General features: G+C 33.9%; 25 protein-coding genes and 2 pseudogenes. 9 read left to right on the forward strand and 18 right to left on the reverse strand.

The annotated features are described in order from the left end of the window. Nucleotides 1-545 precede the first annotated feature (545 nt). A complete protein-coding gene (locus tag ACE01P_RS07735) occupies nucleotides 546-1,610 on the forward strand; it encodes a tetratricopeptide repeat protein (protein WP_379695924.1) in 1,065 nt (354 codons plus the stop codon). 128 nt (nucleotides 1,611-1,738) lie between these two features. Here the strand turns inward: ACE01P_RS07735 and nth are convergent, their stop codons facing one another. Next, complete coding sequence (gene nth, locus ACE01P_RS07740) at nucleotides 1,739-2,407, reverse strand: endonuclease III domain-containing protein (protein WP_379695926.1); 669 nt, start codon at nucleotides 2,405-2,407, stop codon at nucleotides 1,739-1,741. A 99-nt stretch (nucleotides 2,408-2,506) separates the two neighbouring features. Here nth and bcp point away from each other — a divergent pair, with 99 nt between their 5' ends. Continuing rightward, a complete protein-coding gene (gene bcp, locus ACE01P_RS07745) occupies nucleotides 2,507-2,959 on the forward strand; it encodes a thioredoxin-dependent thiol peroxidase (protein WP_379695928.1) in 453 nt (150 codons plus the stop codon). A gap of 107 nt (nucleotides 2,960-3,066) precedes the next feature. Here bcp and ACE01P_RS07750 read toward each other — a convergent pair whose 3' ends face one another. Then, the gene (locus ACE01P_RS07750; RefSeq protein ID WP_379695930.1) at nucleotides 3,067-4,527 is read right to left on the reverse strand and encodes a TonB-dependent receptor; all 1,461 of its coding nucleotides are present in this window, start codon (nucleotides 4,525-4,527) and stop codon (nucleotides 3,067-3,069) included. A gap of 90 nt (nucleotides 4,528-4,617) precedes the next feature. On the opposite strand from ACE01P_RS07750, the gene ACE01P_RS07755 reads away from it, so the two are divergent. Genes ACE01P_RS07755 through ACE01P_RS07765 form a run of 3 tightly spaced genes read left to right on the forward strand, consistent with a single transcriptional unit; the run spans nucleotide 4,618 to nucleotide 6,399 of the window. Then, entirely contained in the window at nucleotides 4,618-5,382 is a 765-nt protein-coding gene (locus ACE01P_RS07755) for an MBL fold metallo-hydrolase (RefSeq protein ID WP_379695932.1), read from the forward strand. Nucleotides 5,383-5,394: 12 nt separating this feature from the next. Further along, nucleotides 5,395-5,898 (forward strand): hypothetical protein, encoded by a 504-nt coding sequence (locus ACE01P_RS07760; protein WP_379695934.1) that lies wholly within the window; start codon nucleotides 5,395-5,397, stop codon nucleotides 5,896-5,898. 42 nt (nucleotides 5,899-5,940) lie between these two features. Further along, the gene (locus ACE01P_RS07765; RefSeq protein WP_379695936.1) at nucleotides 5,941-6,399 is read left to right on the forward strand and encodes a hypothetical protein; all 459 of its coding nucleotides are present in this window, start codon (nucleotides 5,941-5,943) and stop codon (nucleotides 6,397-6,399) included. Nucleotides 6,400-6,469: 70 nt separating this feature from the next. Here ACE01P_RS07765 and ACE01P_RS07770 read toward each other — a convergent pair whose 3' ends face one another. The 5 genes from ACE01P_RS07770 to ACE01P_RS07790 all read right to left on the reverse strand — a co-directional run bounded on the left by ACE01P_RS07770 (nucleotide 6,470) and on the right by ACE01P_RS07790 (nucleotide 11,442). Further along, nucleotides 6,470-7,039, reverse strand: a complete 570-nt coding sequence (locus ACE01P_RS07770) for a cysteine hydrolase family protein (protein ID WP_379695938.1) — start codon at nucleotides 7,037-7,039, stop codon at nucleotides 6,470-6,472. 54 nt (nucleotides 7,040-7,093) lie between these two features. Next, a complete protein-coding gene (locus tag ACE01P_RS07775) occupies nucleotides 7,094-7,738 on the reverse strand; it encodes an alpha/beta hydrolase (RefSeq protein WP_379695940.1) in 645 nt (214 codons plus the stop codon). Between the two features lie 119 nt (nucleotides 7,739-7,857). Next, nucleotides 7,858-8,187, reverse strand: coding sequence for a hypothetical protein (locus ACE01P_RS07780; RefSeq protein ID WP_379695942.1), 330 nt, complete (start codon nucleotides 8,185-8,187; stop codon nucleotides 7,858-7,860). A gap of 4 nt (nucleotides 8,188-8,191) precedes the next feature. Next, nucleotides 8,192-9,445, reverse strand: coding sequence for a dihydroorotase family protein (locus ACE01P_RS07785; RefSeq protein WP_379695944.1), 1,254 nt, complete (start codon nucleotides 9,443-9,445; stop codon nucleotides 8,192-8,194). Between the two features lie 68 nt (nucleotides 9,446-9,513). After that, nucleotides 9,514-11,442 (reverse strand): BatA domain-containing protein, encoded by a 1,929-nt coding sequence (locus tag ACE01P_RS07790; protein ID WP_379695946.1) that lies wholly within the window; start codon nucleotides 11,440-11,442, stop codon nucleotides 9,514-9,516. A 244-nt stretch (nucleotides 11,443-11,686) separates the two neighbouring features. On the opposite strand from ACE01P_RS07790, the gene ACE01P_RS07795 reads away from it, so the two are divergent. After that, nucleotides 11,687-12,799: a lactonase family protein gene (locus ACE01P_RS07795; protein ID WP_379695948.1), complete on the forward strand. Its 1,113-nt coding sequence runs from the start codon at nucleotides 11,687-11,689 to the stop codon at nucleotides 12,797-12,799. A 174-nt stretch (nucleotides 12,800-12,973) separates the two neighbouring features. Here ACE01P_RS07795 and ACE01P_RS07800 read toward each other — a convergent pair whose 3' ends face one another. Then, complete coding sequence (locus ACE01P_RS07800; protein WP_379695950.1) at nucleotides 12,974-14,326, reverse strand: DEAD/DEAH box helicase; 1,353 nt, start codon at nucleotides 14,324-14,326, stop codon at nucleotides 12,974-12,976. A gap of 214 nt (nucleotides 14,327-14,540) precedes the next feature. Between ACE01P_RS07800 and ACE01P_RS07805 the strand changes: the two genes are divergently transcribed. Further along, nucleotides 14,541-15,161, forward strand: a complete 621-nt coding sequence (locus ACE01P_RS07805) for a hypothetical protein (protein WP_379695952.1) — start codon at nucleotides 14,541-14,543, stop codon at nucleotides 15,159-15,161. Between the two features lie 16 nt (nucleotides 15,162-15,177). On the opposite strand, the gene ACE01P_RS07810 is transcribed toward ACE01P_RS07805, so the two are convergent. The 3 genes and pseudogenes from ACE01P_RS07810 to ACE01P_RS07820 form a co-directional block, all read right to left on the reverse strand. Beyond that, nucleotides 15,178-15,942, reverse strand: coding sequence for a TIGR02757 family protein (locus ACE01P_RS07810; RefSeq protein WP_379695954.1), 765 nt, complete (start codon nucleotides 15,940-15,942; stop codon nucleotides 15,178-15,180). Between the two features lie 118 nt (nucleotides 15,943-16,060). After that, nucleotides 16,061-16,510: pseudogene (locus ACE01P_RS07815) on the reverse strand (ABC transporter ATP-binding protein); the annotation flags it as partial. 216 nt (nucleotides 16,511-16,726) lie between these two features. Then, nucleotides 16,727-16,939: pseudogene (locus tag ACE01P_RS07820) on the reverse strand (ATP-binding cassette domain-containing protein); the annotation flags it as partial. A 198-nt stretch (nucleotides 16,940-17,137) separates the two neighbouring features. Between ACE01P_RS07820 and ACE01P_RS07825 the strand changes: the two are divergent. Continuing rightward, nucleotides 17,138-17,443: a hypothetical protein gene (locus ACE01P_RS07825; protein ID WP_379695956.1), complete on the forward strand. Its 306-nt coding sequence runs from the start codon at nucleotides 17,138-17,140 to the stop codon at nucleotides 17,441-17,443. A 41-nt stretch (nucleotides 17,444-17,484) separates the two neighbouring features. Here the strand turns inward: ACE01P_RS07825 and ACE01P_RS07830 are convergent, their stop codons facing one another. The 7 genes from ACE01P_RS07830 to ACE01P_RS07860 form a co-directional block, all read right to left on the reverse strand. Further along, on the reverse strand, nucleotides 17,485-20,256 hold the full coding sequence (locus ACE01P_RS07830) for a T9SS type A sorting domain-containing protein (protein WP_379695958.1): 2,772 nt from the start codon (nucleotides 20,254-20,256) through the stop codon (nucleotides 17,485-17,487). Nucleotides 20,257-20,598: 342 nt separating this feature from the next. Further along, nucleotides 20,599-20,901, reverse strand: a complete 303-nt coding sequence (locus tag ACE01P_RS07835; RefSeq protein WP_379695960.1) for a DUF6787 family protein — start codon at nucleotides 20,899-20,901, stop codon at nucleotides 20,599-20,601. Between the two features lie 31 nt (nucleotides 20,902-20,932). Continuing rightward, complete coding sequence (locus ACE01P_RS07840) at nucleotides 20,933-21,367, reverse strand: DUF6146 family protein (protein WP_379695962.1); 435 nt, start codon at nucleotides 21,365-21,367, stop codon at nucleotides 20,933-20,935. A gap of 212 nt (nucleotides 21,368-21,579) precedes the next feature. Next, on the reverse strand, nucleotides 21,580-22,143 hold the full coding sequence (locus tag ACE01P_RS07845; RefSeq protein WP_379695964.1) for a DUF937 domain-containing protein: 564 nt from the start codon (nucleotides 22,141-22,143) through the stop codon (nucleotides 21,580-21,582). Nucleotides 22,144-22,246: 103 nt separating this feature from the next. After that, a complete protein-coding gene (locus ACE01P_RS07850) occupies nucleotides 22,247-23,197 on the reverse strand; it encodes a D-2-hydroxyacid dehydrogenase (RefSeq protein WP_379695966.1) in 951 nt (316 codons plus the stop codon). A gap of 107 nt (nucleotides 23,198-23,304) precedes the next feature. Beyond that, nucleotides 23,305-24,375 carry a 3-phosphoserine/phosphohydroxythreonine transaminase gene (serC, locus tag ACE01P_RS07855; RefSeq protein WP_379695968.1) on the reverse strand — a complete coding sequence of 357 codons (1,071 nt, stop codon included), beginning with the start codon at nucleotides 24,373-24,375 and terminating at the stop codon, nucleotides 23,305-23,307. Between the two features lie 93 nt (nucleotides 24,376-24,468). Beyond that, nucleotides 24,469-25,536: an acyl-CoA reductase gene (locus ACE01P_RS07860; RefSeq protein WP_379695970.1), complete on the reverse strand. Its 1,068-nt coding sequence runs from the start codon at nucleotides 25,534-25,536 to the stop codon at nucleotides 24,469-24,471. Between the two features lie 149 nt (nucleotides 25,537-25,685). On the opposite strand from ACE01P_RS07860, the gene ACE01P_RS07865 reads away from it, so the two are divergent. After that, on the forward strand, nucleotides 25,686-26,036 hold the full coding sequence (locus ACE01P_RS07865; protein WP_379695972.1) for a 4Fe-4S dicluster domain-containing protein: 351 nt from the start codon (nucleotides 25,686-25,688) through the stop codon (nucleotides 26,034-26,036). Nucleotides 26,037-26,183: the final 147 nt, after the last annotated feature.

The raw sequence follows: 26,183 nt of genomic DNA on the forward strand, positions 1-26,183 counted from the left end.
ACAGCCCACTGCTCCTGTCGGATGTTTATCAAAATAAACCAAATGGTCGTTTTGGTTTAAGAGCTCACTGTTTGTATATTTTAGTATACAAGTAGTGAGTTTTTTATTTGTTCTTTTTTCATAAATAAAAACATAAGGTTTTTACAGCATTTTTCTTCTGATTTGTTAAAATTTAATATTTTGGTCGGAATTTATGTGTTTATTTGGTTTTTAATTCTATTTTAGTTAAAAAACTAATTTTTTATTCGTTTAAAATGCTTTTATAAAGTGTTATTCGTATTAAAAGATTATTTTGATTTAATAATTAGAAAAATAATAAATTAAAAACTAAATATTTAACCCAAAATCAGATTGTTTATGAAGAAAAACTACCCTAATTTATTTTTTTAAGTTTTATGCTCATTTGATTTTTGAGACAATGTTTGGACCAGCAAATGTTGACTAAAAAATATAGTGATAAAGATATTAAACCTATTAATTATCTCTTTTACTGTGCCTCAAAAGAAACCAAGAAAATCATTTAATCACCAAAACTTAACCGAAAAATGAAAGAGAACATTAAAATGTTGTCCTGCTTATTGATGATAAGTGTTGGCGCATTTGCCCAAAAAGACAAAATTAAAGAAGCTCAATCTTTATTTGACAAAGGAAATAGCCAAGACGCTTTGGCAATTTTAACTAAAACTGAATACCTTATTCTTAATGCTCCCGATGAGGACAAATCTGATTATTACTTCTTAAAAGGGAATGTATTAAAGGATTTGGCTGTAAAAAACATAGATGCAGCAAATAATTTTACGCTGGCATCGCAATCCTACCAAGATGTATTTTTATACGAGAATGAGTCAGGAAAATTTAAATGGACCGTTAAGGCTAATATGGCTTTAAAAGACATGAAAGGAAGTCTCGTAAATGGCGCGATGGAAGATTTTAAAGCCGGAAAATTTAAAGAAAGTGCTGATAAAAGCTATAAAGTATATTTATTCGATAAAAAAGATACAATAAACTTATGCAATGCAGCTGCGTCATCTATAAACGGAAAAGATTATAGTGCTGCAGTTACGTATTACGAACTTTTGAAAAAGATTAATTTTTCTGGAAAAGGAGTTCGATATCTTGCAACAAACAAAAAAACAAAAGAAGAGGATTCTTTTATTTCTCCAAAAGCGAGAGAATCAGCTATACAGCAAGGTCTTTACGAAAAGCCAAGAACAGAATCTGTGCCTTCTAAAAAAATAGAAGTAAATAATAATCTAGCTTATGCATATCTTGAAAAAAAGGATTATCCTAAAGCAGAATCTATTTATAATTATGTTTTAGAATTAGATCCAAATTATGTAGATGCCTATGTTAATTTGGCTTATTTGAAATTACAGATGAAGAAAGATTTAACCGATGAAATTTCGTCATTAGGAACTACTCCATCTGAAATGAAGAAATACGATAAGCTGAATGCCGAAAAAGATGATATTGCTCGAAGTGCAATTCCATATCTGAAAAAAGTACTTACGCTTGAGCCAAAAAATCCAGATGCAACAAAAACATTATTAGGTGTTTATAGATCGCTTGATATGAATGCAGAATACAATGCTTTAAAAGCGGGAATGTAAATGAATTAGACAATGAGAAAATTTGATAATTAGAAAATTCCTTAATATTGCAAAAAAAAGCATTATCTAATTTTCTAATTGTTAAATTGGCACATTATAAAGGTGCAGAGGTTTTTTATCTGCGCCTTTTATTTTTTTGACGCTACTTGTGTTTTTTCCATCTCTTCAATAAGTGATTTTTTGCCAACCGTTTTTGTTATAATATCTTTCTCAAGATTCCAACCTCTAGCGGGTGAATATTCTCGGCCGTACCAAATAATTTGTAAGTGTAAATCGTTCCATAATTCTCTCGGAAATAATCTTTTAGCATCTTTTTCAGTCTGCGCCACATTTTTTCCGTTAGATAAATTCCATCTGTACATCAAACGGTGAATATGGGTGTCTACAGGAAAAGCTGGAACGCCAAAAGCTTGCGACATTACTACGCTCGCCGTTTTGTGTCCAACAGCCGGTAATGCTTCAAGAGCTTCAAAACTCTGAGGAACTTCTCCGTTGTGTTTTTCAATTAAAATTTCAGACAAACCATGAATACCTTTAGATTTCATTGGAGACAAACCGCACGGACGAATAATTTCCTTAATTTCCTCAACCGACATTTTAACCATATCATACGGATTATCAGCCTTTGCAAACAAAAGCGGTGTAATCTGGTTTACACGAACATCAGTACATTGCGCAGACAATAAAACGGCAATTAAAAGCGTATACGGATCTTTGTGATCAAGCGGAACAGGTATAGTAGGGTAGAGTTCTTTTAATTTATCAATAACAAATTGTACGCGAGCTTCTTTATTCATTTCGGTGATTTTAACGCCTGTAAAAATAAAGAATTATTAGTTATAAGTTATCTTTGTTAAATCTAAAATCCAAAATCAACAATCTAAAATAAAAAAGATATGACAACATTAAAAGCAGGAGATAAAGCGCCTAATTTTTCAGGAACAGATGAGGAAGGAAAAACACACAAACTGGCAGATTATGCTGGGAAAAAATTGGTTGTTTTCTTTTATCCAAAAGCAAGCACGCCAGGATGTACGGCTGAAGCTTGCGATTTAAGAGATAATTTTCACCGTTTTCAAGCCAATAATTATGAACTTCTTGGCGTTAGTGCCGACAGCGCGAAAGCGCAAATAAAATTCAAAGAAAAATATGAATTGCCTTTTCCTTTATTAGCTGATGAAGATAAATCAGTTATAAACGCATTTGGAGTTTGGGGACCAAAGAAATTCATGGGTAAAGAATACGACGGAATTCACAGAACAACTTTCGTAATCGACGAAAAAGGAATCATCGAAGAAGTAATTGAAAAAGTAAAAACAAAAGAACACGCAGCGCAGATTTTGAAATAGTATTCAGTCGCAGTCTCAGTTTTCAGAGCTTGTTGAGACTGTTAACTGTGACCGAAAACTGTGACTAATAAAAAAAAAGTCCCGAAAATATTTCGGGACTTTTTTTATTATGAATTTTGTTCTAATTCTTTCTGTGGATGATATCCAAAAAGGTGGTGTTCTTTTATAATTTCTGGAATTCCAGGAGGAAGCATTGGTTCCCATCCAGGTTGTCCTTGATTGATCATTTTTAAGATCTCTCTAGAGAAAACATCCAAGATATTCGGATCATAATCTTCAATATCAACCACTTTTCCGTTGAATTTAAAGAATTTGTACAATTCCTTCATTCTAGGATGAACTTTCAAGTTGTTTGAATTCATTAATGAACCATCTTCGTCTAACATCGGATATAAGAATACTTTCATATCGCGGTAGAATAATTTTCCGAAAGCTTCTAGAATTCCACCACTTAAATGACGGTAGTATTTCTCATCAAAAATATCAACAAGGTTATTTACACCCATTGCCAACCCCATACGAGCTTTGGTATAATTTGCGAAGTATTCTACAACTTTATAATATTCTTGGAAATTCGAAATCATAACCGTTTGACCAAGAGAACAAAGCAATTCGGCTCTATCCATAAAGTCACGTTCGTCAATTTCTCCATCAGAGCGTAAATTCGAAAGTGTGATTTCAAAAACGACAAGAGTATTGTTTTTTTCAACTTTATTTTCCTTAAGAAACATTTCTAATGACTTCTCATACATGTCCATATTTACCTTAGTAACAGGACGGAAACTTCCTCTTAAAGCTAAAAGGTTCTTTTTGTATAAAATAGCTGCTGGTAGAATGTTTTTCCCTTCAGGGTTAAACATTACGGCATCAGTCATTCCGTTTTTAACCAATTGCAAACTCATCAAACGATTGTCTACATCGGCAAAACGAGGTCCAGAAAAGTTAATGGTATCAATCTCTAATTGATCTTTGTCTAAGTGATCGTATAAATAACGAAGTAATCTTTTTGGATCGTTGTATTTGTAAAAAGCACCGTAAATTAAGTTAACTCCTAAAATACCAAGTGTTTCTTGTTGTAATCTTGCATCGGTTTCTTTAAAACGAATATGTAGAATAATTTCGTTATAAGCTTCGTCTGGTTCAATTTGGTATCTAATTCCAACCCAGCCATGACCTTTAAATTGTTTAGCAAAATCTATTGTGGCAACAGTATTTGCGTAACTGAAGAAAAGTTTTGTAGGGTGTTTTTCACGACTTAAACGCTCCTCGATGATTTGCCCTTCATGAGTAAGCATTTTTTTCAATCGTTCTTCAGTAACATATCTTCCGTCACTTTCCGTTCCATAAATGGCATCACTAAAATCTTTATCATAGGCAGACATCGCTTTTGCAATAGTTCCCGACGAACCTCCAGATCTGAAAAAGTGTCTAACTGTCTCTTGTCCAGCACCAATCTCAGCAAATGTTCCGTAAATATTTTCGTTTAAATTAATGCGTAACGCTTTGTCTTTTATAGAAGGAATCTGTTCGATGACCTTGTCACCTTTGAGTTTTATTTCTGTACCCATTTTATTTTAAATAGATTTGTTACAAAGTTAGTAAATTAGGCTTCTAATGAAAGAGAAATAATCCTATTTTTGTAAAAAAATTAAGTTCAATTGAAGGTTTATTTTTTAGGTACAGGTACTTCTCAAGGCATTCCAATTATCGGAATCGATCATCCCGTTTGCAAAAGCACTGATGCTAAGGATAAAAGGCTTCGTGTATCCATCTGGATAACATGGGGCGAGCATTCGTATGTAGTAGATTGCGGTCCCGATTTTAGACAGCAAATGCTTTCTTGCGGATGCAGAAAACTGGATGCAATTCTCTTTACGCACGAACATGCAGATCATACTGCTGGTTTGGATGATATACGACCGTTTAATTTTAGACAGGGCGAAATTCCAATTTACGGACATAAACGTGTTTTAGACAATTTAAGACGTCGTTTTGATTATGTTTTTGAAACAGTAAATAAATACCCAGGAGCTCCAAGCGTAAAAACAATCGAAGTAGAGAATAATGCTCCTTTTGCTGTTGGAGATAAAATGGCCATTCCAATTAATGCTATGCATGGTGATCTACAGGTTTTTGGTTATCGAATAGATGATTTTGCTTATCTAACAGATGTGAAAACAATTGAACAAGAAGAAGTTGAAAAACTTAAAGGAATAAAAGTTTTGGTTGTCAATGCTTTGCGTGTTGAACCTCACAATACTCATTTTAATCTGCAAGAAGCGCTTGATTTTATTAATCTTGTTAAGCCTGAAAGAGCTTATTTAACACATATTAGCCACGTTTTAGGTTTTCATGAAGAAGTGCAGCAGCAACTTCCTGAAAATGTTTTCTTGGCATACGATAATTTAGAAATTACAATTTAATTATACAACACAATGAAAAAATCCTTAATGCTTTATCTTTTTATTCTTGCCATTTTAATGAATGTGTTTACGTACGCATTTTACAGCGGTGAAGTGAAATTTGGCCAGCAGAGATACGATAAAACAACTAAGAAATTAAGAGACAGCATTAGTCTTATGAAAAATAAATTGGCAGAAGCTGATTATTTTTCTTTAGAACATAACGAAAATGCTCAGAATTACTTTGATAACAGTGCTTCTGGAGGAAAAGTAATTTTGTTCGAAAAACTAATTCCAGTTGTAACGGAGAAATTGTTAGACCTTAATGCTAATCCAAAAGGGAATCCGTATACAGGGCAAGACCAGATTGGACCCAACAAGTTTATCATCAATAAAGTTAAAATTTTAAACCACAGATGGATTATTGCAGATTATAGCAATGGAGAACTTTGGGGAGAAGTCTTGTTAAAATACTTTGTAGATAACGACGATAATATTACATTTGAAGTAAATCAAACTTGGTTATATCAAAAATAGGATTTTGTAATCCTATTTTTTTTGCTGTAAAATTTTAGGATTATGAAAAAAGTGATTTTGATTGCAATGATTGTAAGCACTATAGTATCATGTGCAAAGAAATCTTCGGTAGAAAAAGCTAATTCACAAGAACCGAAAAAAGATGGTGTCGAAGTATCTTTAAAAGACACTGTAAAAGAAGTTAAAGTAGGAGCAGATGCTGATTCACATGGCTGTAAAGCTTCGGCAGGTTATACTTGGTCAGAACTTAAAAAAGAATGTATTCGAGTTTTTGAAGGAACAAAACTGTCGCATTACGATGATGGAAAAACCTATACGACTGCATCTTACGTAATTTTTGACGGAAACAAAGCAGAGCTTTTCTTAGATACTCAAAAAGAATCTATCATTTTAGAAAGAAAATCTGAAGGTGATTCTTGGGTTAACGGTGATTGGCAGTTAATTCCGTGGAAAGGATATGTTTTGAAGAAAGGAAAAGATATTCTTTATACGGGACAATAATTAGTATTCAGTCGCAGTCGCAGTTTTCAATCTGTATTTGAAACTGAAAACAGCGACTGCGATTGAAAACTTAAAGGTTCTCTTTAATAAACTCAGAAGTTACTACTTGAGCAAATTCTTCGTTTAAACTTGCTAGAGCAGTTTGATGTATTATTTCAGCAGAGAAATTTTCTCCGTTTAAGCCTTTTTTATTGAAAGTTGCAGTTGCATCAGAAACTAGGGAAACATTATAACCAAAATTTCCTGCCATTCTTGTTGTGGTAGAAACGCAATGATCTGTCGTTAAACCAACAATTACAACATTCTTGATTTTAGCATTGTCTATTAGCTCTTTTAAGTTTGTTCCGATAAAAGCACTATTGACATTCTTTTTAATTATGTTTTCACCATCAAGAGGTTTTACGACATCCTGAAATTCATTTCCTGGATTTGTTTCGTTTAAAATCGAATTCGGATTTGAAGAACAATGCTGAATATGAAAAATAGGTAAATTTTTAGTTCTCCAAATTTCTAAAAGTTCTCCAGATTTTTGTTCTGCATCAATATTATTTCGATCTCCGCCCCAATAAGCAACATCATGAAAACCTTTTTGGATATCAATTAAAATTAAAGCGGGATTATCAAGTTTTGATGTGCTCATTTTATAAAAGATTTAGTGTAAACTGCGACCGAAAACTGCGACTGCGACTGAAAACTAGCTCAAAAGCCAATTTTTAAAATCAAAGAAATTTTGAGGAGCAACTCCATGTCCAACAGGATATTCTTTGTAAACTACAGGAATATTTAATTTCTCTAAAATTGCAGGAGTTTTTCTTGCCCATTCAATCGGAATAACTTGATCCACAGTTCCGTGTGAAGCGAATATTTTTAAGTTTTTGAAATCGTTGTTTTCAAATCCTTCTTTGATAATTTCCTCATTGAAATAACCGCTCATAGCAACTACTCTTTGAATTTTTTCTGGATAAGAAAGTGCTGTAGCATAACTTAAAATCGATCCTTGGCTGAATCCGATTAAAGTAATGTTATTAGCATCAATTGGATAATTTGAAACTAATTCATCAATAAATGAAGCGATTCTGTCTCTTGAAGTTTTAGCTTGTTCATTATCCGAAAATTTATTTTGATCTGCATCAAAGTTGATCGCGTACCAAGCGTAAGCACCGTATTGTAAATCGTAAGGAGCTCTTGCAGAAATGATATAATAATTATCTGGAAGTTCAGAAGCAAAAGAGAATAAATCTTCTTCATTACTTCCGTATCCGTGCAATAAAAGCAATAATGGATTTTTATCTAAAATTACTTTTGGTTCTCTTATTTTATATTCTAAAGATAGATTCATTTTTAATTGCAAATTGTGAGTTGTGAATTTTAGTCGCAGTCGCAGTCTCGGTTTTCAGATTTCAACTTTGACAGTAATTTAGTTTCAAGTTTCAGGTTCCAAGTTTGGAATTCTAAAATTTACCCAATCTTTTTAAACCATTTTTGAAACAATTCCCCAACTAAAGGAATTGGTCTCATTTGTCCTTGAATAGCATTAAAAATACCAAAAGTCCATAGAATTGAAATACAAATCCACATTGGGAAAGTGATGAAAAAACTATCGAAATTACTGATGATTGCTCCAAAGGAGATAAAAGTTAAAGACAAACCTAAAGCTTGACGGATATGAAAAGAGGCAAAACTGTTTTTGTTTTCAGAATTCATGCTCATGGCGATCAAAACGCCAATGATTAGAATGTAACTCGTAATTGCAATTGATTTTCCTTCTTCGACTGAATTATTATTCATTGTATTATTTTGTAACTAGTTGATTTTGATTTAAAATTCCGTAAACAGAACCTTTAAGTTCAGTTCCTAAGAAAGCAGAATTTTTAGATTTTGAAAGAATGTTTTCTTTCGTAAAAGTTGATTTTCCTTCCGTTGAAAATAAAGTGATATTCGCTTTTGCGCCTTCTTCAATTGTGTTGTTTTCTAATCCGAAAACACTTCTTGCAGCAGTTAATTTTGCTACAATTGTTTCTACAGGTAAAACCGTTAATAAAGCTCCGAAAGCACTTTCTAGACCGATAGTTCCGTTTTTAGCCGTATCAAATTCCATTTTTTTGAATTCGATATCAATTGGATTATGGTCAGAAGTAATCATGTCGATAGTTCCGTCGGCGATTCCATTCAATAAAGCTTGTCTGTCAACTTCTGTTCTTAATGGCGGTGTAACTTTAAAACGAGTGTCAAATCCGTCTAGTTTTTCATCCGTTAAAACTAAATGATGTACAGATGCACTACAAGTTACGTGCAAACCTTTCGCTTTAGCTTCTCTAATTAATTCAACCGATTTTGCTGTAGAAATAGTCGGAATGTGAAGTTTTCCACCTGTATATTCTAATAAAAATAAGTTTCTTGAAATTTGAAGTTCTTCAGCAAGATTCGGAATTCCTTTTAATCCTAATCTTGTTGAAACAATTCCTTCATTAGCAACGCCATTTCCTTTAATGTTTGGATCTTGCGAATAAGCAATTACCAATCCGTCAAAATCTTGAACGTATTGTAAAGCGATTTTCAAAATATTGGCGTTGTCAATACTTTTGTTGTAATCTCCAAAAGCAATCGCTCCAGAATTTTTCATATCAAAAAGTTCTGCCATATCTTTTCCTTCACTAGCTTTTGTCAAAGCGCCGATTGGGAAAATTTCTGTAGCAAAACCATTTGCTTTATTTTTTACAAAATTTACCTGAGATTGATTGTCAATAATTGGTAGAGAATTTGGTTGTAATGCAATTGCTGTAAAACCGCTTTTTGCTGCAACATTCAATCCGTTTGCGATAGTTTCTCTGTCTTCGTAACCTGGTTCTCCAAGAGAAACGCTGCTGTCAAACCAACCTTGAGAAACATGAAGATCGTCAAATCTCACAACCGTTTCGTTATTATCGTGAGGAAGAGAAACTCCTATTTTTTCTATTACACCATCTGCAATTAAAAGATCAACGGTCTGATTGTGAAACGGACTTTTTGAGTCGATAATTTTGGCGCTTTTGATGATTAGTTTCATATGTAGATTATTTTTTATCGTAAAAAGATATTTGCAAAATGTGAGATGTTTTAGAAATCACCATAGCTCTATTTTACAAATTTTATAATTGCCATTTCTAATGCTAAAAATAACAGTGCAAAGATAACAAACCATTTCCAAATTTGGCTGTCTGTTCGTTCTGTTTGTAACGTATTGAAAATGGTCGAAATTGTATCAGCGGTTTTAAAATCGGAAACAACATTTGTGTTTACCTGACTCAAATCGCTTTCGGTTCTTTTGTAATTAAAACTAATATTTTCAACCCATTCTTTTTTATCAAAAACACTATAATTTCCAGCAGTTTCAGGAAAATCATTGAATGTTAATTTGACTTTATTGTTTAAAATTTGTTGAATCGGAATAAACGAATCTTCGGTTCCTTTTACTTCTAAAATAGCATCTTTAGTCAATAAAACATCAACAAAATAAGGTTGATTGTTTCCAATTGTCAAAGCATTTACGCCAGTTTTCTGATTGTTCTGAGCAATTTTGTAAAATAAAGGAACAATTAAAGGCGATTGCTGGAAATTTGAATTAGCATTATTTATTGGTGTTGTAAAAACCGTTATTCCTGAAACTGGATTTTGAATAGAAGTCACAAAAGCCGTTTGATCTTCAAAAGAAAGAACTGAAGGATACGGACTCGAAACAGCAAATGAACTGTTTACTTTTGGATATTGGAAATTCGTTATTTTGTTTTCGAAAACGCCTGAAAATAAAGGATGATCGAAATTAATTTTAGTGATTAATTTACTATTGGTTTGTAGATTCCCGAATTGAATTTTTCCGAAATTCCCCAACAATGCATTTAAACTCGAAAGAGAAGTTTTCTCAGAAGGAATCACAACCAAATTTCCACCTTTAGAAACAAAAGCTTTCAAAGTCGTTTGCAATGCCTGCGGAATATCAATTAATTCGTTTAAAATAATTGTATTCTGTTTTTCTAAACTATTGTAATCTAAAGAACCAATTGGATAATTATTGTAATTGAATTCTGCTGAAGTATAAATTCTCGACAAGAAATTGCTTTTTTCAGGTTCGCCAATGCTAATTACGTTTGTCTTTTTGTTTTTAGAAATGCTGAAAAACAATTTGTTGTCGTAAGTCAGACCGTTGTCTTCAATTGCCGCATATCCATGAAACGCTTCTTTTGGAATCGTGAAATTGATTTTCTTTTTCTTTGCATCAAAATTGACAATCGTTTTGGCAATCAGTTTGTTTTGATTGTAAAGTGCAGTTGAAACAGGCTTAAAATCTTCGCCATACGCTGACAAATTAATTCCGATTTCGTAGAAGTTTTCTAAAGTTTGATTGATATAAACGCTATCAATCGAAACATTATTTTTCTGCTCTGCTTCTGGAACTATGAAGTATGGCTTTTCTTCAAAATTTATAGTCGCGATGTCTTTTTCTTTTAAACCAACCGCATCTGTAATAATTACAATATCTTTTTTGTGAGCCGATTTGTGTGCTTTTATTTTTGCTGTAATGGCAGAAAGATCAAATGAAGAAGCGCTGTATTTTAAGTTTTGTAAAGCGCTTTTAGAAGATTTAATATCAGTATTCCAGAAATTTTCAGTGTTCGTTAAAAGTGAAAATTGAGTGTTTTCTGGAGTGTTTTCAAGCAATTCCTGAACGGCTCTTTTTAATAATTCACCCTTTTTGCCTTTTGCCTGCATACTAAATGAATTGTCTAACACAATATACATTTCGTTTGATGCGTTTTTGCTATCAGCAGCTTCAAAAAAAGGTTGCGCAAACGCGATAATCGCACAAGTAAGCAATAATAAACGTGTCGCTAATAAAAGACGTTTTTTGATTTTAGAACTCTTACGAGTCTGAACAGCAAGCTCTTTTAAGAATCGAACATTGGTAAAATAGGAAGTTTTAAATCGTCTTAATTGGAATAAGTGAACCAAAATTGGAACGATCAATAAAAACAGAAAGTATAGAATTTCGGGATGTTTAAAATGCATTCTGGCTTCGATTTACTTCACTACGTTTTGTTTTTCGCGAAGATGCTGGTCAAAAATACAAATTAAAAACGTATTAAACGATATAAGTTTAAGAGAGTAAAATCAAAAGTCTAAAGTGATGGCTTATATAACTTACATGAACTTATCAAAGGTGAAAAAAATGTAACTTTTGTAATTTCTTGTAATGAAGAAGCTGTTTCAAATAGATATATTGTTTATTTTAGCTAATACAAAAAAACAAATTATGAGAAAAATATATCTAGTCTTGTTTTCTGCTTTATCGATAACTGCGGTTAAAGCTCAGAATAAATTCAATCTATTAGTTGGAACTTATACTAATACGTGCCAAAGCAATGGTATTTATGTGTATGAATTCGACGCTTCTACAGGCGAGTATAAACTAAAGAGTTCTTCTGAGAGTGTTGTAAGCCCAAGTTATTTGTCGGTTTCTGCAGATAATAAGTTTATTTATGCAGTAAACGAAAACGGAACGCAGAGTACTGTAAGTTCATTTTCGTATGATTCGCAATCTGGAAAAATCAATCTTTTAAATAAAAATGATGCTTTAGGAGCAGATCCGTGCCATTTGATAAATGATGATAAAAATGTAATTGCAGCTAATTATTCTGGCGGAAGCATCGCGGTTTTTAAGAAAAATACAGACGGAAGCATCACAGAAGTACAGCAGTTAATTCAGCACGAAGGGAAAGGGCCAAATGCAGCGCGTCAGGAAAAAGCGCACGTGCACATGGTTGTTTTTTCTCCAGATAAAAAGTTTGTGCTTTCGAACGATTTAGGTTTGGATAAAGTTTTTATTTACAAGTACAATCCAGTAGCTAAAAATGATATTTTGACGCTAAAAGGAAGTATTGACGTAAAACGAGGAAGTGGTCCAAGACATTTGACTTTTAGTAAAGATGGCAAATTTGTGTATTTGGTTCAAGAGTTGGACGGTACTTTGACGACTTTAAGCTGGGATAAAACAGGAAGCTTAAAAGTAGTTGCTGAAACAAGTATTCTTCCAAAAGATTTTAAAGGAGGAACAGGAGCAGCGGCAATCAAACTTTCGCCTGACGGAAACTTTTTATACGTTACCGATCGTGTAGATGCCAATGCAATTTCAGTTTATAAAATTCTTAAAACTGGTGCTTTAGAATTAGTTGAACAACAAAGCACTTTAGGAAAAGGCCCAAGAGATTTTGCGATTGACCCAACAGGAAATTACGTTTTAGTAGGTCATCAATATACTAACGATATAGTTATCTTTAAAAGAGATATCGCAACAGGAAAACTGACAGATACAGGAAGAAGAATACAAATGTGTTCGCCAGTAGGACTTTCGTTTACGAAAATTTAGTAAAAAGATGCTAAGGTTCTAAGTTGCTAAGATACTAAGTTAAAAAAAGTACTGAGATTCTAAGTTACTAAGCATTAAGCTTGGAAAATAAAAAGGGTAAAGATCAAAAATCTTTACCCTTTTTATTTTTTGTCTTATGTGAAAAAACTTAGAACCTTAGCATCTAAAAAAAAATCACTTGTTATTTTTTTTCTTTTTCTCGTTTCTTGTCTTCAACATATTTCTGTTGACAGAACCGTGAGTTTTCTTTTTGGTTTTTGAAGGACCACCAAGATTAACTTTTTTGTTCTTTTTAGATTTTTCATGAAAAGCGCCATCACCTTCTAGTTTTACTTTTTTCATTAAAAACTTTCTTGGCAACTTGTCTTTTTCAGCTTCAATTAACTTTTCTGAGATTTCAACTTCTTCAGGGAAATCAGCAATTTCAAGCTCTTGTTCCATTAAAAGTTCGGTTGCAATTTTGAATTCTTCCTCTCTTGGAGTAACAAAACTAATTGCTGTTCCCGTTGCGTCTGCACGACCTGTACGACCAATTCTGTGCATGTACAATTCTGGTTCTTCTGGAAGTTCAAAGTTGATTACGTGCGTAATATTCGAAATATCCAAACCTCTCGCCATAACGTCTGTCGTGATTAAACCGCGAAGATTTCCTTCTTGGAATTCAGCCATTGTGCTCAAACGGTAGTTTTGAGATTTGTTCGAGTGAATAACACCAAATTGTCCTTCAAAAAGCTCATCAATACGATTGAAAAGCATATCTGAAATCTTTTTGTTATTTACGAAAACCAAAATACGACTCATGCTTTCGTCGTTTTCCAATAAATGTTTTAAAAGATTTACTTTAGTATTGAAATTCGGAACGTTATAAGTAAGCTGTGTAATTTTTTCTAGTGGAGTTCCCGATGGAGCCAATGTAACTTCTTCAGGGAATTCAAAATAATCATTTAAAAGATCATCAACTTCATCTGTCATCGTTGCAGAGAACAGAATGTTTTGACGCTTAGTTTTCATCATTGCAAAAAGTGCAGTCAATTGAGGTCTGAAACCTAAATTCAGCATTTCGTCAAATTCGTCGATTACTAATTTTTGTGTTTCGTCAAAACGAACAACTGCGTCAAGCGCTAAATCCATTGTACGACCTGGCGTTCCAACTAAAATGTCAACACCTTCGTAAACGGCTTTTTTCTGTGTATTGATGTTTACACCACCATAAATACCTAAAGTTTTAACCGACATGTATGTAGTCAATTTTTCAACTTCTTCAACTACCTGAACCACTAATTCACGAGTTGGAACTAGGATTACGATTTTTGGCGTATTGGTGTGAGTAAATTTATAAAGTTTTAAAAGAGGCAGTAAATAAGCAAATGTTTTACCAGTTCCAGTTTGTGCAATTCCCATCATATCACGTCCAGACATGATTACAGAAAAAGATTTTTCTTGAATAGGAGTAGGCGTAACAAATCCTAATTCGTCAACTGCTTTTTGTAATGATTTTGGAAGATTAAATTTTTCGAAAGTGCTCATTTGCTTTAAATTTTGTGCAAATGTACATTAAATTCATGGTTAGAGCACTAATTTTTTCGAATCATCTAATAATTTTGAGATATAATTAATTGATTTTCAGTTTTTGTAGAGCTTCAGAATCTTGTTATTTGTGTTTTAAAAGTGTTTTGTAAAACGAAAAGCTATTTGGAAATTTTGAATATTTTTGAAGAGTAAAGAACAGATCATAAATAAGATGGGAACATTTTCACAAACGAGTATTAAGTGTAATGATATAGAAACTATAGTAAGTGAGTTAAAGAAATATTTGCCAATTGGTAGAGAGATATGGCTTGATACTGAAAAATGGTGGTTTTATAACGTACCGCACGAAGATAATTCTTTTGAAGGTGAAAATCTAACATTAATAGTTTCAAAAAACTTAAGTGTAGATTGGGTTGAAGTTGAGTTTGATTTTCAGGGTGGTTTATATTTTTTTGATGAGGTACTAAAACGAATTTCAAAAAATCTGAAAACTGAGGTTTTGTTAGTTTATTATCAGTCCACTGTTGGTGAAGGAAGATTGTCGAAATTTAAAAATGGACAACTAGAATTGTCTTACTACGAAAAATATTTTTATGAAGAAGTCATTGAAAATAATGTACTTATAAGGAAGTCTAATTATGTAGCCGACAATTTTGGAGTCTCTACTTCGACCATCGAAGAACTTATAAATTCGAAATTAGGAGACGAAACCCTATTGATTGATTACGATTTTATAAATAAATATTTAGAATCAGAAGGCTGGAAATGTGATTTAGGAACAGATTTTTTTGCGGAATGGAGCTATCTGCATTTAGAGCAATTGAAAAAATGATGGTCGTTTTAAAAAATTAAAACCCTTCAAAAACACCTAGCCCAAACAAAGCAAAATCATATTTTACAGGATCTAAAGCGTCCATTTTTCTTAATTTGGTATCTAATTCTAATAAAGCTTTGGCGTCATTTTGCTTTCGCGAAAGGATTCCAAGTTTGCGGGCTACATTTCCGGAATGAACGTCGAGCGGGCAAGATAAAACCGATGGTGAAATGCTTTTCCAGATTCCTAAATCGACTCCTTTTGCGTCTTGGCGCACCATCCAACGCAGGTACATGTTGATTCTTTTTGCTGCTGAATTATTTAACGGATCTGAAATGTGTTTTTGAGTTCGCGCCAAATGATCTGTTTCAAAGAATATCTTTTTGAATTCGCTAATGCTTTTCTGCAAACTGTCTTTTTCTTGATTTTTAGCAAAAACAGCTTCTAATCCGTTGTGGTTTTTGTAGATGTTGTTTAAGCCTTTTATGAAACCAGCAAAATCATGCCCGTTGAAAGTTCTGTGGACGAATGTTTCCAATTTTGCTAAATCTTCTTCAGAATGTGACATAACGAAATCGTAAGGCGTATTGCCCATTAATTCCATCATTTTATGCGAATTCTTGATAATCATTTTACGGTTTCCCCAAGCAATAGAAGCGCTTAAGAAACCAGCAATTTCAATATCTTCCTTTTGAGTAAAAAGATGCGGAATCTGTACAGGATCACTTTCTATAAAATCCTGATTGTTATATTGAATGACTTTTTCGTCTAGAAATTCTTTGAGTTCTTTTTGGTTCATTTTAAATGAAATCTTCTTATGAATTTGAGTGCCCTAGCCCTGATGGGAGCGGCATCCTTTTGTGGCGGGGTTCGCCACAAAAGATATAGAGGACAGCAGGAAATAGCTCCTGATTATCCTAATTGCTGATTTGCCCGTCGACCATCACTAATTTTCTGTCAGCCATGTTTGCCAGTTCTTCGTTGTGCGTTACGATGACAAAAGTTTGTCCGAACTCGTCTCGAAGTTGGAAAAATAATTGATGTAGGTTTTCAGCAGAATGTGTGTCTAAGTTTCCAGAAGGTTCATCGGCAAAAATGACATCTGGTTTATTGATTAAGGCTCTCGCAACGGCAACGCGCTGCTGTTCTCCGCCCGAAAGTTCGCTTGGTTTATGATTGATTCTGTGCGAAAGTCCAAGATAGCTTAAAAGTTTTTTTGCTTCTTCTTCTGTTTCAGCGGTTTTTTTGCCTGCAATATGTGCTGGAATACAAACGTTTTCTAGCGCTGTAAATTCGGGTAAAAGTTGGTGGAATTGAAAAATGAATCCCAAATTTAAGTTTCTAAAATCGGATAAAATTTTGTCTTGTTTGCTTTTCTTTTTGAAATAACGATTATAGTAAAAAAGTAAGAGAACAGTAGGTAAAAGTATTACCGACCATGTGCCGTAGCCGAAAATGTCGTTTTCTATTTTGCTTCTAAAAAACAAAACAAACACTGCCAATAAAATGAAATAAATAACTCCCAGCCAAGTAATAATTTTGAATGCTTTTTCTTGGTTTGAGCTGTCGTTTTTGATGTTTTGCAACTCCAAAACGTTTTTGCCATTTATGGTCAGAGATGAATCTGGATTATGATCAGGCTTGTCTAAAGTTCCTAAAATTTGTAGTAAAGTTGTTTTTCCAGCACCCGAAGCACCTACGATAGAAACAATTTCACCTTTTTTAATATGTAGATTGACTCCTTTTAAAACTTCAAGTTTGTCGTAGAATTTATGTATGTTTTTTGCGTGTATCATGTAATGAAACTGTTTTTACAAAGAAACGAAGATTATGTTCAAAATCAAATCACAATGTTTAAATTCCAAAAAATGAAATTCCAAATTCCAAATCGGTACGCAAATTGATATGGGAATATTGGAAATTAAATTTAGAAAAGAAATAATATAGTTTCGTGAATTATTTTTAATTTCGATTAACTTAAAAATGAATGTGTTATGCAAGATTTAGAAGTTGCTGAAGATAACAGAATGTCAAAATTAATTATCGGATTAGTTTTGGATGGAATAGGTATGATTTCGTTTTCGATACCTTTTCTTGGTGAATTTTCAGATGTGGTCTGGGCACCTATTGCGGCTATAATTATGGCAAGAATGTATAAAGGAAGAGTAGGGAAGGTTGCAGGTGTTCTGACTTTTCTGGAGGAAATACTGCCTTTTACAGATGTGATTCCGTCTTTTACCCTGACTTGGATTTACACTTATTTCTTTACGCGACAACCTAAAGAGTTTACTGAAAAATAAAGTAAAGGCAGCTAGAATTTAGCTGCCTTTTTATTTGAATCTTATTGTATGATTACTTTTTTAAGGTATAATATTTTTTTAGTGTCTGAATCTGTGACTTTTAAAATAAAAACACCTTTTTCAGTTATCGAGATATTTTCCTGTGTTTGTCCGCTGATTGTTCGTTTTTGAATTTCTCTTCCGAAAATATTATAAATTCTAAGTTCGGCTTTGTCTACATCAACATCTAGTAAAATTGAGAAGTTTCCAGTATTTGGTACAGGCCAAACTTTAAAATTATCAATTAAATCTTTGATCACCTCATTTATAGGCGAAGTGGAATAGCCGCTTAGGATATTTACTTTTCGAGTCATTGTTCCTCCTTCAGCATCTGTAACTGTAAATTTGAAAGAACATAAACCTTTTGCGTTTGGCTTGAATTCTACCGTGTTTCCAGATAATGTTGCGTTTCCATTTGTCACTTGAGATAATGAATAGGATACTCCGTTTGTAAAGCCTCTTGATAATTTTTGAATATCAATATAGATTTTGTTTCCTAGCACAGCATCATAATGAGGTTCAGACATCCATTGCAGATATTTGTCTAGATTGGTATAACCGTCTAAATCTGGATCGGCATTGGCATCTGAAAAATCTCCAACGGCAGAATTTAAATTAGTTCCGATAATAGTTTCCCACCAGTTTGGCAGCCCATCCTGATCGCTATCCCAATTTTGAGGTCTAACAACGCTTGGGTAACTTTCAAAACCTCCAACATCAGCTTCATTATCTGGGAATCCAGGTTTTCCTGTTACGCTTCCAACTGCAGAATAAGTGCCGTTTAAAGTTTCTGAAATAATGCGCTGATCGTGATCGTCAAATTCAGGTTGTGTGCACCCAACATCAGAAAGAACAATTTTATAAGCGTTTTTTGCAGATTGCGTGGTTACATAAGAAGGGAAAAATGGAGTGTCTACGAAGTTGTTGTAAGAAACAGTATTGCCAGAAGCTTTTCTTCCTAAAGTTTGATTGTTTTCGTCGAAATAGCCAGGCATTACATTTCCGTTAAAATAACATTGCTGCATTCCAGTTCCAACTCCTTCATTTTGCTGATTGAAAGCAACAAATATTTTCGATCCAGCACCTGGTTTGTAATAATTGTTTACGAAATTGACTTCTTTCGTTCCTCCGTCGGTAGTTCTTCCTCCCCAGTTGTAAACGACATTGTTGGTAATATCCATTTTTCCTGTGTAAGCGCCACTGCCATCCAATCCGCCGCCAAGACTCCAGTTTCGGCCGTAACAATGCGCTAATAAGTTGTGATGAAAACTTCCGATATCGCCGCCAATTGTAGCTGCATAACCATGTTCTGTTCCTGCTGGATAATTCTGGTGATTTGCTGCATTTAAAGCCTCAGAAATAAGTGTTCTCTGAAGTGTGATATTTTTTCCAGATCTTGAACTGAAAGATTCGTCAATAGTCCAACTGATAGAGCAGTGGTCAATAATACTGTTGTCAGCGCCAGTTAATCCCATTCCGTCATAAGTTGGTCCTGCGCCAATTCTGACTCTTAGATTTTGTACAATGGCATCGTTTCCAGTTACACCAAAAGGAGCAGAACGAATAACGATTCCTTTTCCAGGAGCGGTTTGTCCAGCAACTGTCACATAAGGCTGGCTTAAAACCAAACGAGATTGCAGTTGGATAACCCCAGAAGTATTGAAAACAATTGTTCTTGGGCCAATATCGTTTGTCACAGCTTCACGGAAACTTCCTGGACCGCTGTCGTTTAGATTGGTAACGGCAACTACTTTTCCGCCACGTCCTCCGCGCGCAAAACGTCCGTATCCTTCAGCATCTGGAAAAGCAAGCTGTGCGGGACGAAAACGCCAAACGTTTCCTTTTTCAACTCCGTTTGCTAAAACTTCGTCAACACGCCAATAGTATGTTTCTCCTGTGTATAATCCGCTTACTTGATAAGATGTATTTGCCAAAGCTTGATTTCCTTTAAATTCGGGAGAAGATGTTGCAGCGTTGTTAACCGCTGCTTGGTCTGTTCCAAAATAGATGTTGTGCGAAACAGCATTTGCCGCAGCGGTCCATTGCAGTAATTTTCCGCTCGAAGTTAATTCTACATGTTCGTCATTTTGCTTCGGATTTGGATTTGTTGCCTGATAGAAAATATTAGGCGTATTTAATTCAAAACCATTAAGAATAAAATTTTTGATGTTTTCTGTTTCTGAAGTTTCTGCAGCCATTAGAATCACAACATCGGTTCCTGCTGTAGCTTGAAATCTTAAATAAGTAGATTTTGCATCGGCAGTTTTTGTTGCTCTTACAGTTGGAATTAAATTATCAACGACTAAATTCCCATCGACAGAAATATCTACAGGGCTAAAAGTATTCGTCGTCGGGCTGTCTACGTTATTAAAGAAAGCTAATAATGTGTGTTCGCCTGTTGCTAGACCGCTTATTTTAAGTTCGATTTGGGCGCCTAGATTTGCAGTCGTGCCTTTTACGGTAAGTCCGTCACAGACCAATCTAGCGTAGAAAGGAGCTTGAATTCCTGCTTTGTACCAATTGGTTCCTAAGGCATCGCCATTGTTTCCAACGCGGGTCATGGTAAATGTAACGCCGTTTTCGGTGTAAGTGCTGGTGTTACCAGAAGCGATTACCCAAGCGGTGTAATCGGGGTCGTTTACTTCTGCTTTGGGTCTTGCAGCTTGATCAAAGTCAATTTTTACAATTGGATTTTGGGCAAAAATCTTGTTTGCGGGCGCAATGAGACAAATCATCGCCGCCATCACGGAGGATTTAAAGTAATTTTTCAGCATGTCAAATTGTGGTTTGGTTAGTAAGTAATGATTTTGTTTAAAATAATAATCGTCTGATTATCAGTTTTTAGGCTATTGTAAAGTTTGTTATTACTTAAAATAAAACTATCCTGCACCATCCTGTTCTGTATGTGTATTGATAAAAAATTGGCATAAAAAAAATGTATAACGTTTTTTTTATGCCAATTTTTTAAATAAGTAATGTCTTATAAATTCTGGGATTGATTAAAATGTAATTCAAGAATAGTAGAATAATCAAAAAATAAAAATTAAATGCAAAAATTAGGATTAAGAGTAAATCTTAACCAGAACGGTTTTAATTAAATGAGAATAAGAGAGAAGTTATTCTTTAAATAAAAATCCAAGTCCCATATTTTTAAGCATTTTCTTTTCGAAGTTCCAAAAGAATTTAAATTGCCCAAAAATAGTTCCGATAGCAACTAGTAAAACCTGATAAATAGGGAAGATAATGATAAGGCGAATGAGGGTAAACCAACCTCCGAAATCTTCTTTAGTAATGCCCAGCCAAACGCAGAATGGTTTAGACAGCCACGCAGATGCCGATCCTGTGATGGCAAAAACGATAAGTATAATTATGGCTTGTAAATTTGAGGTGATTCCCCAGCGTTTTTTTAATCTGTTCATTGCTATTTGTAATGATTACAAATATAGTATATTATCTTGAGGGAACATAGCCCCAAAGCTTTTGTTTGTAAGTATTTTGAAAATAAATCATGTAATTGTAAATTAAGTAATTTACTTCGTAGCCATAATGAATGTCTGGACGATAGTCAATCGACATTTCGTACAAATTGGGACTGTAACGCTGTGGCTGTAAAACACGACTATTCCATTCTGTTACATACAAATTGTTTTTGTTTTCAAGATATTGCAATGAATAATAGTTTCTAGGATAAGCTCGAGAAGCAAGCCAGGTAGAGAATCCGTTATCGATAATAATGACTTCGTATTCTAATGAATCGTTTGCAATTCTAACAGTATCGTTTGCCTTTTTATTTGATGCAGTATCGGTGCTAGCGACATTCTGTGAGGCTGAAGAACACGCGATAATGGTAAACAAAACTATCAATATGGAAATGCAATTTTTCATAAATTAAATTTACGAATAAATGACGAGAAGAGGATGGAGTTTAACATGATTCTAACGTGTTAAGGTTTAAAGGCGCAGAGGTTCAAAGGTTCAGAGGTTGGTATTGTGTTATAAAAAGAAAGCTATTTACCAATTAATTAGTAAACAGCTTTGAATATTTTTTGTCTTGCTCCTTTGAGCCTCTGTACCTCTGTACCTTTGTTGCTTAAAAATTACTTGCTTCCAAAAAGTTTCCCAATAAACCCAGCGATTCCTCCTTTGCTTTTGGTAACTACTAATACATCTGCAACATCAACTTTTCCGTCGTTGTTTTGGTCAAGTCCGAATTGCATTCCGTATTTAGAGATGGTGTCCATTATTCCAGAAGCTTGTCCGCTGTTTCCAGAAATGGAATTTATAATATCTGAAATTTGAAAACTGCTGTCGTTTGGATCTTTTGCTTTATTAACTAAAGAACCTAAAATCTGCGGAATCAAATTCGAAGCAACTCCATTTGAATCAGCGCTGCTTAATCCGAATTTTTCACCAAGATTTCCGCTTAATTGCTGTTGAATTTGCTGAACAACAGGATTTGAGCTATCAATAGCTGTACTTCCATTAAATAATCCGGCAATTTGATCGGTTCCGCCTTCGGAAACAATCTTCTTTAATCCTTCAAAAATAGAATTGCTTGTTTCGCTTATTACGGCTTCGTTATGTTCGTTTGGGACAGCGTTATTGTTTACAACAGCATCGCCTCCATATTGTTGTACTAGTTGGGTTAATTGTTCAAACATGATCTTTAGGGTTTAGATTATTCAATCAAATTTAAACAAAAAAAGAAAGGGATTTATTAATCTGTGTTAATAAATCCCTTCTAAGTAATTTAATTATAGTTAATTAGCTTAATAAAGTAATGATTTGTGATGCTAATTCAGTACCAATTCTGTCTTGTGCTTCTCCAGTTGCAGCTCCGATGTGCGGAGTCAAAGAGATTTTAGAATGCATTAAGATTGCCATTTCTGGTTTTGGTTCGCTTTCGAAAACGTCTAAACCTGCAAAAGCAACTTTTCCTGAGTCTAAAGCTTTTACTAAAGCTACTTCATCAATAACACCACCACGAGCACAGTTAACGATTCCAACACCGTCTTTCATGATTTCAAGTTCTTTTTCTCCGATGATGTAACCATCCTGAGCAGGAACGTGTAATGTGATGAAATCAGCTTCTTTAAATAAAGATTCTAAAGACTGAGAAACGATTGTAGTTGTGATTGATTGTCCGTCGAAAAATTCAACTTTCACATCAACTTGAGGGATAAAGCTATCAGCAGCGATAACTTTCATTCCTAAACCAAGAGCCATTTTTGCAGTAGCTTGTCCGATACGACCAATACCAACAATACCTAAAGTTTTACCTCTTAATTCTGTTCCGTTAGCGTAAGCTTTTTTCAAACCGTCAAAGTTTGAATCTCCTTCAAGAGGCATATTTCTGTTAGAATCATGTAAAAAACGCACACCAGAAAATAAGTGTCCGAATACTAATTCAGCAACAGATTCTGAAGATGAAGCAGGAGTGTTAATTACATGGATTCCTTTGCTTTTAGCATAATCCACATCAATGTTATCCATACCAACACCACCACGACCGATGATTTTGATGCCAGGACAAGAATCGATAATATCTTTACGAACTTTAGTTGCACTACGAACTAAAATTACGTCAACATTGTTTTCATTAATATAGTTAGCTACTTGTTCTTGAGCTACTTTTGTAGTGATAACTTCAAAACCACCTTTTTCTAAAGCTAGAATTCCACTTTTAGAAATTCCATCATTTGCTAATACTTTCATTGTGTGTATTTTGTTTTATTTGGTTAATCGTTAAATCGTTTATTTGTTTAATCGATAAACCAACTATTTGATTTTTCTTTTTTGTAAACTGTGACTGCGACTGAAAACTAAACTTTACTTTCTAAAGCTTTCATTACATCAACTAAAACCTGAACGCTTTCAATTGGCATAGCGTTGTAGATTGAAGCTCTGTAACCACCTACAGAACGGTGTCCTGGCAATCCAGAAATGTTTGCAGCTTTCCATAAAGCGTCAAAAGTTTCTGTGTGCTCTGGGTTGTTCAATAAGAAAGTTACGTTCATGTTAGAACGGTCTTCTACTGCAGCAGCACCTTTAAATAATGGGTTTCTGTCGATTTCAGCGTAAAGTAATTCCGCTTTAGCGTTGTTTAATTTTTCAACAGCAGCGATTCCGCCTTTTTCTTTAATCCATTGTAAAGTTAAAAGAGAAACGTAAACAGCAAATACAGGTGGAGTATTGTACATACTTTCTCCTTTGATGTGTTTAGCGTAATCTAGCATACTTGGAATTGTTTTTCCGTTTTTGCCTAAGATTTCTTCTTTTACTACCACTAAAGTAGTTCCAGCAGGTCCCATATTTTTTTGAGCTCCAGCATAGATTAAGTCGAATTTAGAAAAATCTAATTCACGAGAAAAAATATCAGAACTCATATCGCATACGACAGGAACATTTGTTGATGGGAATTCTTTCATTTGAGTTCCGAAAATAGTATTGTTACTTGTGCAGTGGAAATAATCAGCATCAGCTGGAATTTCGTAACCTTTTGGAACATAAGTATAATTTTCTTCTTTTGAAGATGCTACGACAACAGTTTCACCGAAAAGTTTAGCTTCTTTGATTGCCGCAGTTGCCCACGTTCCTGAATCTAAATAAGCTGCTTTTCCGTTTTCTTTCATTAAGTTGTATGGAGCCATCAAGAATGCTGTACTGGCACCGCCTTGTAAAAATAAAGCCTGATAACCTTTTCCTTGAAGTCCTAATAATTCTAAAGCAAGGGAACGAGCTTCCTCCATAACTGCAACGAAATCTTTGCTTCGGTGCGAGATTTCAAGGATAGATAACCCTGAATCATTAAAATTTAAAATTGCTTTTGATGCCTTCTCAAAAACTTCCTGAGGTAAAATACTTGGTCCTGCGCTGTAGTTGTGTTTTTTCATGGTTGTTGTTAATAGTCGAAAATTTTAAAGACGCAAATTTCGGTAATAAGAGCCGAAAAAGAGTTAAAATATTCGAAATAATTAAACAAATTATTACTTTGTTGTTAACAAAAACGTTATAGTATCGACATTATCTGCATAATCCCACAATTGAGGTTTTTGGGTTTCGCCAAATGCTATACTATTTGTAGTTAAATTAGTGCTAACAATACATTGAATTTGATCTGTGTCCTCCTGAAGACGTTTTTTAAGTTCTTCAAGATTTTCGTAGTATTCATAAAAAACACTCGAAATAGGAGAGGCGTAGCTCGAATCTTCTTTTAAAGTCAAAAATCCGTTATCTAATAATTTGAAATTGCTCATCAAAAATACAGCCTTGTTATAATCGTAATTATTAGCATATTTTTCGTAATGAATAACGTCTTGGTATTTAAATATAGCTTGGAAAAATGGTTCAAATGAATAATCTTTAGGAATAAAAAGTTTAGAAACATTTCGGCATCCTAAACCAAAATATCTGAAAATATCTTCTCCTAAAGCTTCCAATTCTTCGTTGGTTTCTTTTCCAGTTAAAACCGCTGCTGAATTTCTATTTTTACGAATAATTGATGGTTTGTCTTTGAAATAATATTCAAAATAACGGGAAGTATTATTGCTTCCAGTGGCAATTACTGCATCGAAGTTTTCTAATTTTCCTTCCACGAAAGTGATGCTATCTTTCAAATTTTCATCAACAGCAATTAAATATTTAGCCAAAAATGGCAATAAATGTTGATCGTTTGAAGAAGTTTTGATTAAAGCTTTATTTCCTGTAATTAAAACTGATAAAAAATCATGAAAACCTACCAACGGAATATTTCCAGCTAAAATCAAAGCAACGTTTTTTGGATTTTCGTTATTCTGATCCATTTTGTAAGCTGAAAGCCATTTGTCAATATTTTCTGCCGTTAAAGCTTCTGCCCATGATTGGATGGAGAAATAAACCTGCTCGGGAGTATACCATCCGTTATGGGATTGCGATAGGCGAATCAGATTCTCGAAATCTTCAAAAAAGATATCATTATATAAAACGTCAGATTTTTGCACAGAAGCGCCTTCAGAAAACTGACTTAAAAATTTTCCTAATTCAACAAAAACACTTTTTTTTGTTTCTAATGTCATAATGTTTGCTTATGAATTGTTTTGATTGTAATTTTGCACAAAAATAAGCATAATTAAGTCGAAAGTCAAAAGTCATAAAGTCAAAAGCGATGCTTGTCTTTATTTTGACTTTAGAACTTTAAGATTTTTAACTTTAAGACTAATAAACGATGGCAATAATTATAACTGACGAATGCATCAATTGTGGGGCTTGCGAACCAGAGTGCCCAAATACAGCAATATATGAAGGAGCAGATGATTGGAGATATAAAGACGGAACAAGTCTTTCTGGAAAAATTGTATTACCTGACGGAACTGAAGTAGACGCTGAAGACGCGCAAACTCCAATTTCTGACGAAATCTACTATATAGTACCAGGAAAATGTACAGAATGTAAAGGTTTCCATGATGAGCCGCAGTGTGCTGCTGTTTGTCCGGTTGACTGTTGTGTACCTGATGACAATCATGTTGAAGACGAAGAAACTTTGTTAGAAAGACAAGCGTTTTTACATGCTGAATAATTTTCTGAACATCTAAAAAAATGAATCCTGAGTTAAAAAACTCAGGATTTTTTTTTACCCTGATATCAGGTAATTTTAAAAGTTAGTTTGTTGGTGCTTAATGTTTTATTTTTTGACTGTTGCGTAATTGTTAAAAAAATAATACTT

This window comes from Flavobacterium sp. HJSW_4 (genome assembly GCF_042436695.1).
GTDB lineage: Bacteria > Bacteroidota > Bacteroidia > Flavobacteriales > Flavobacteriaceae > Flavobacterium.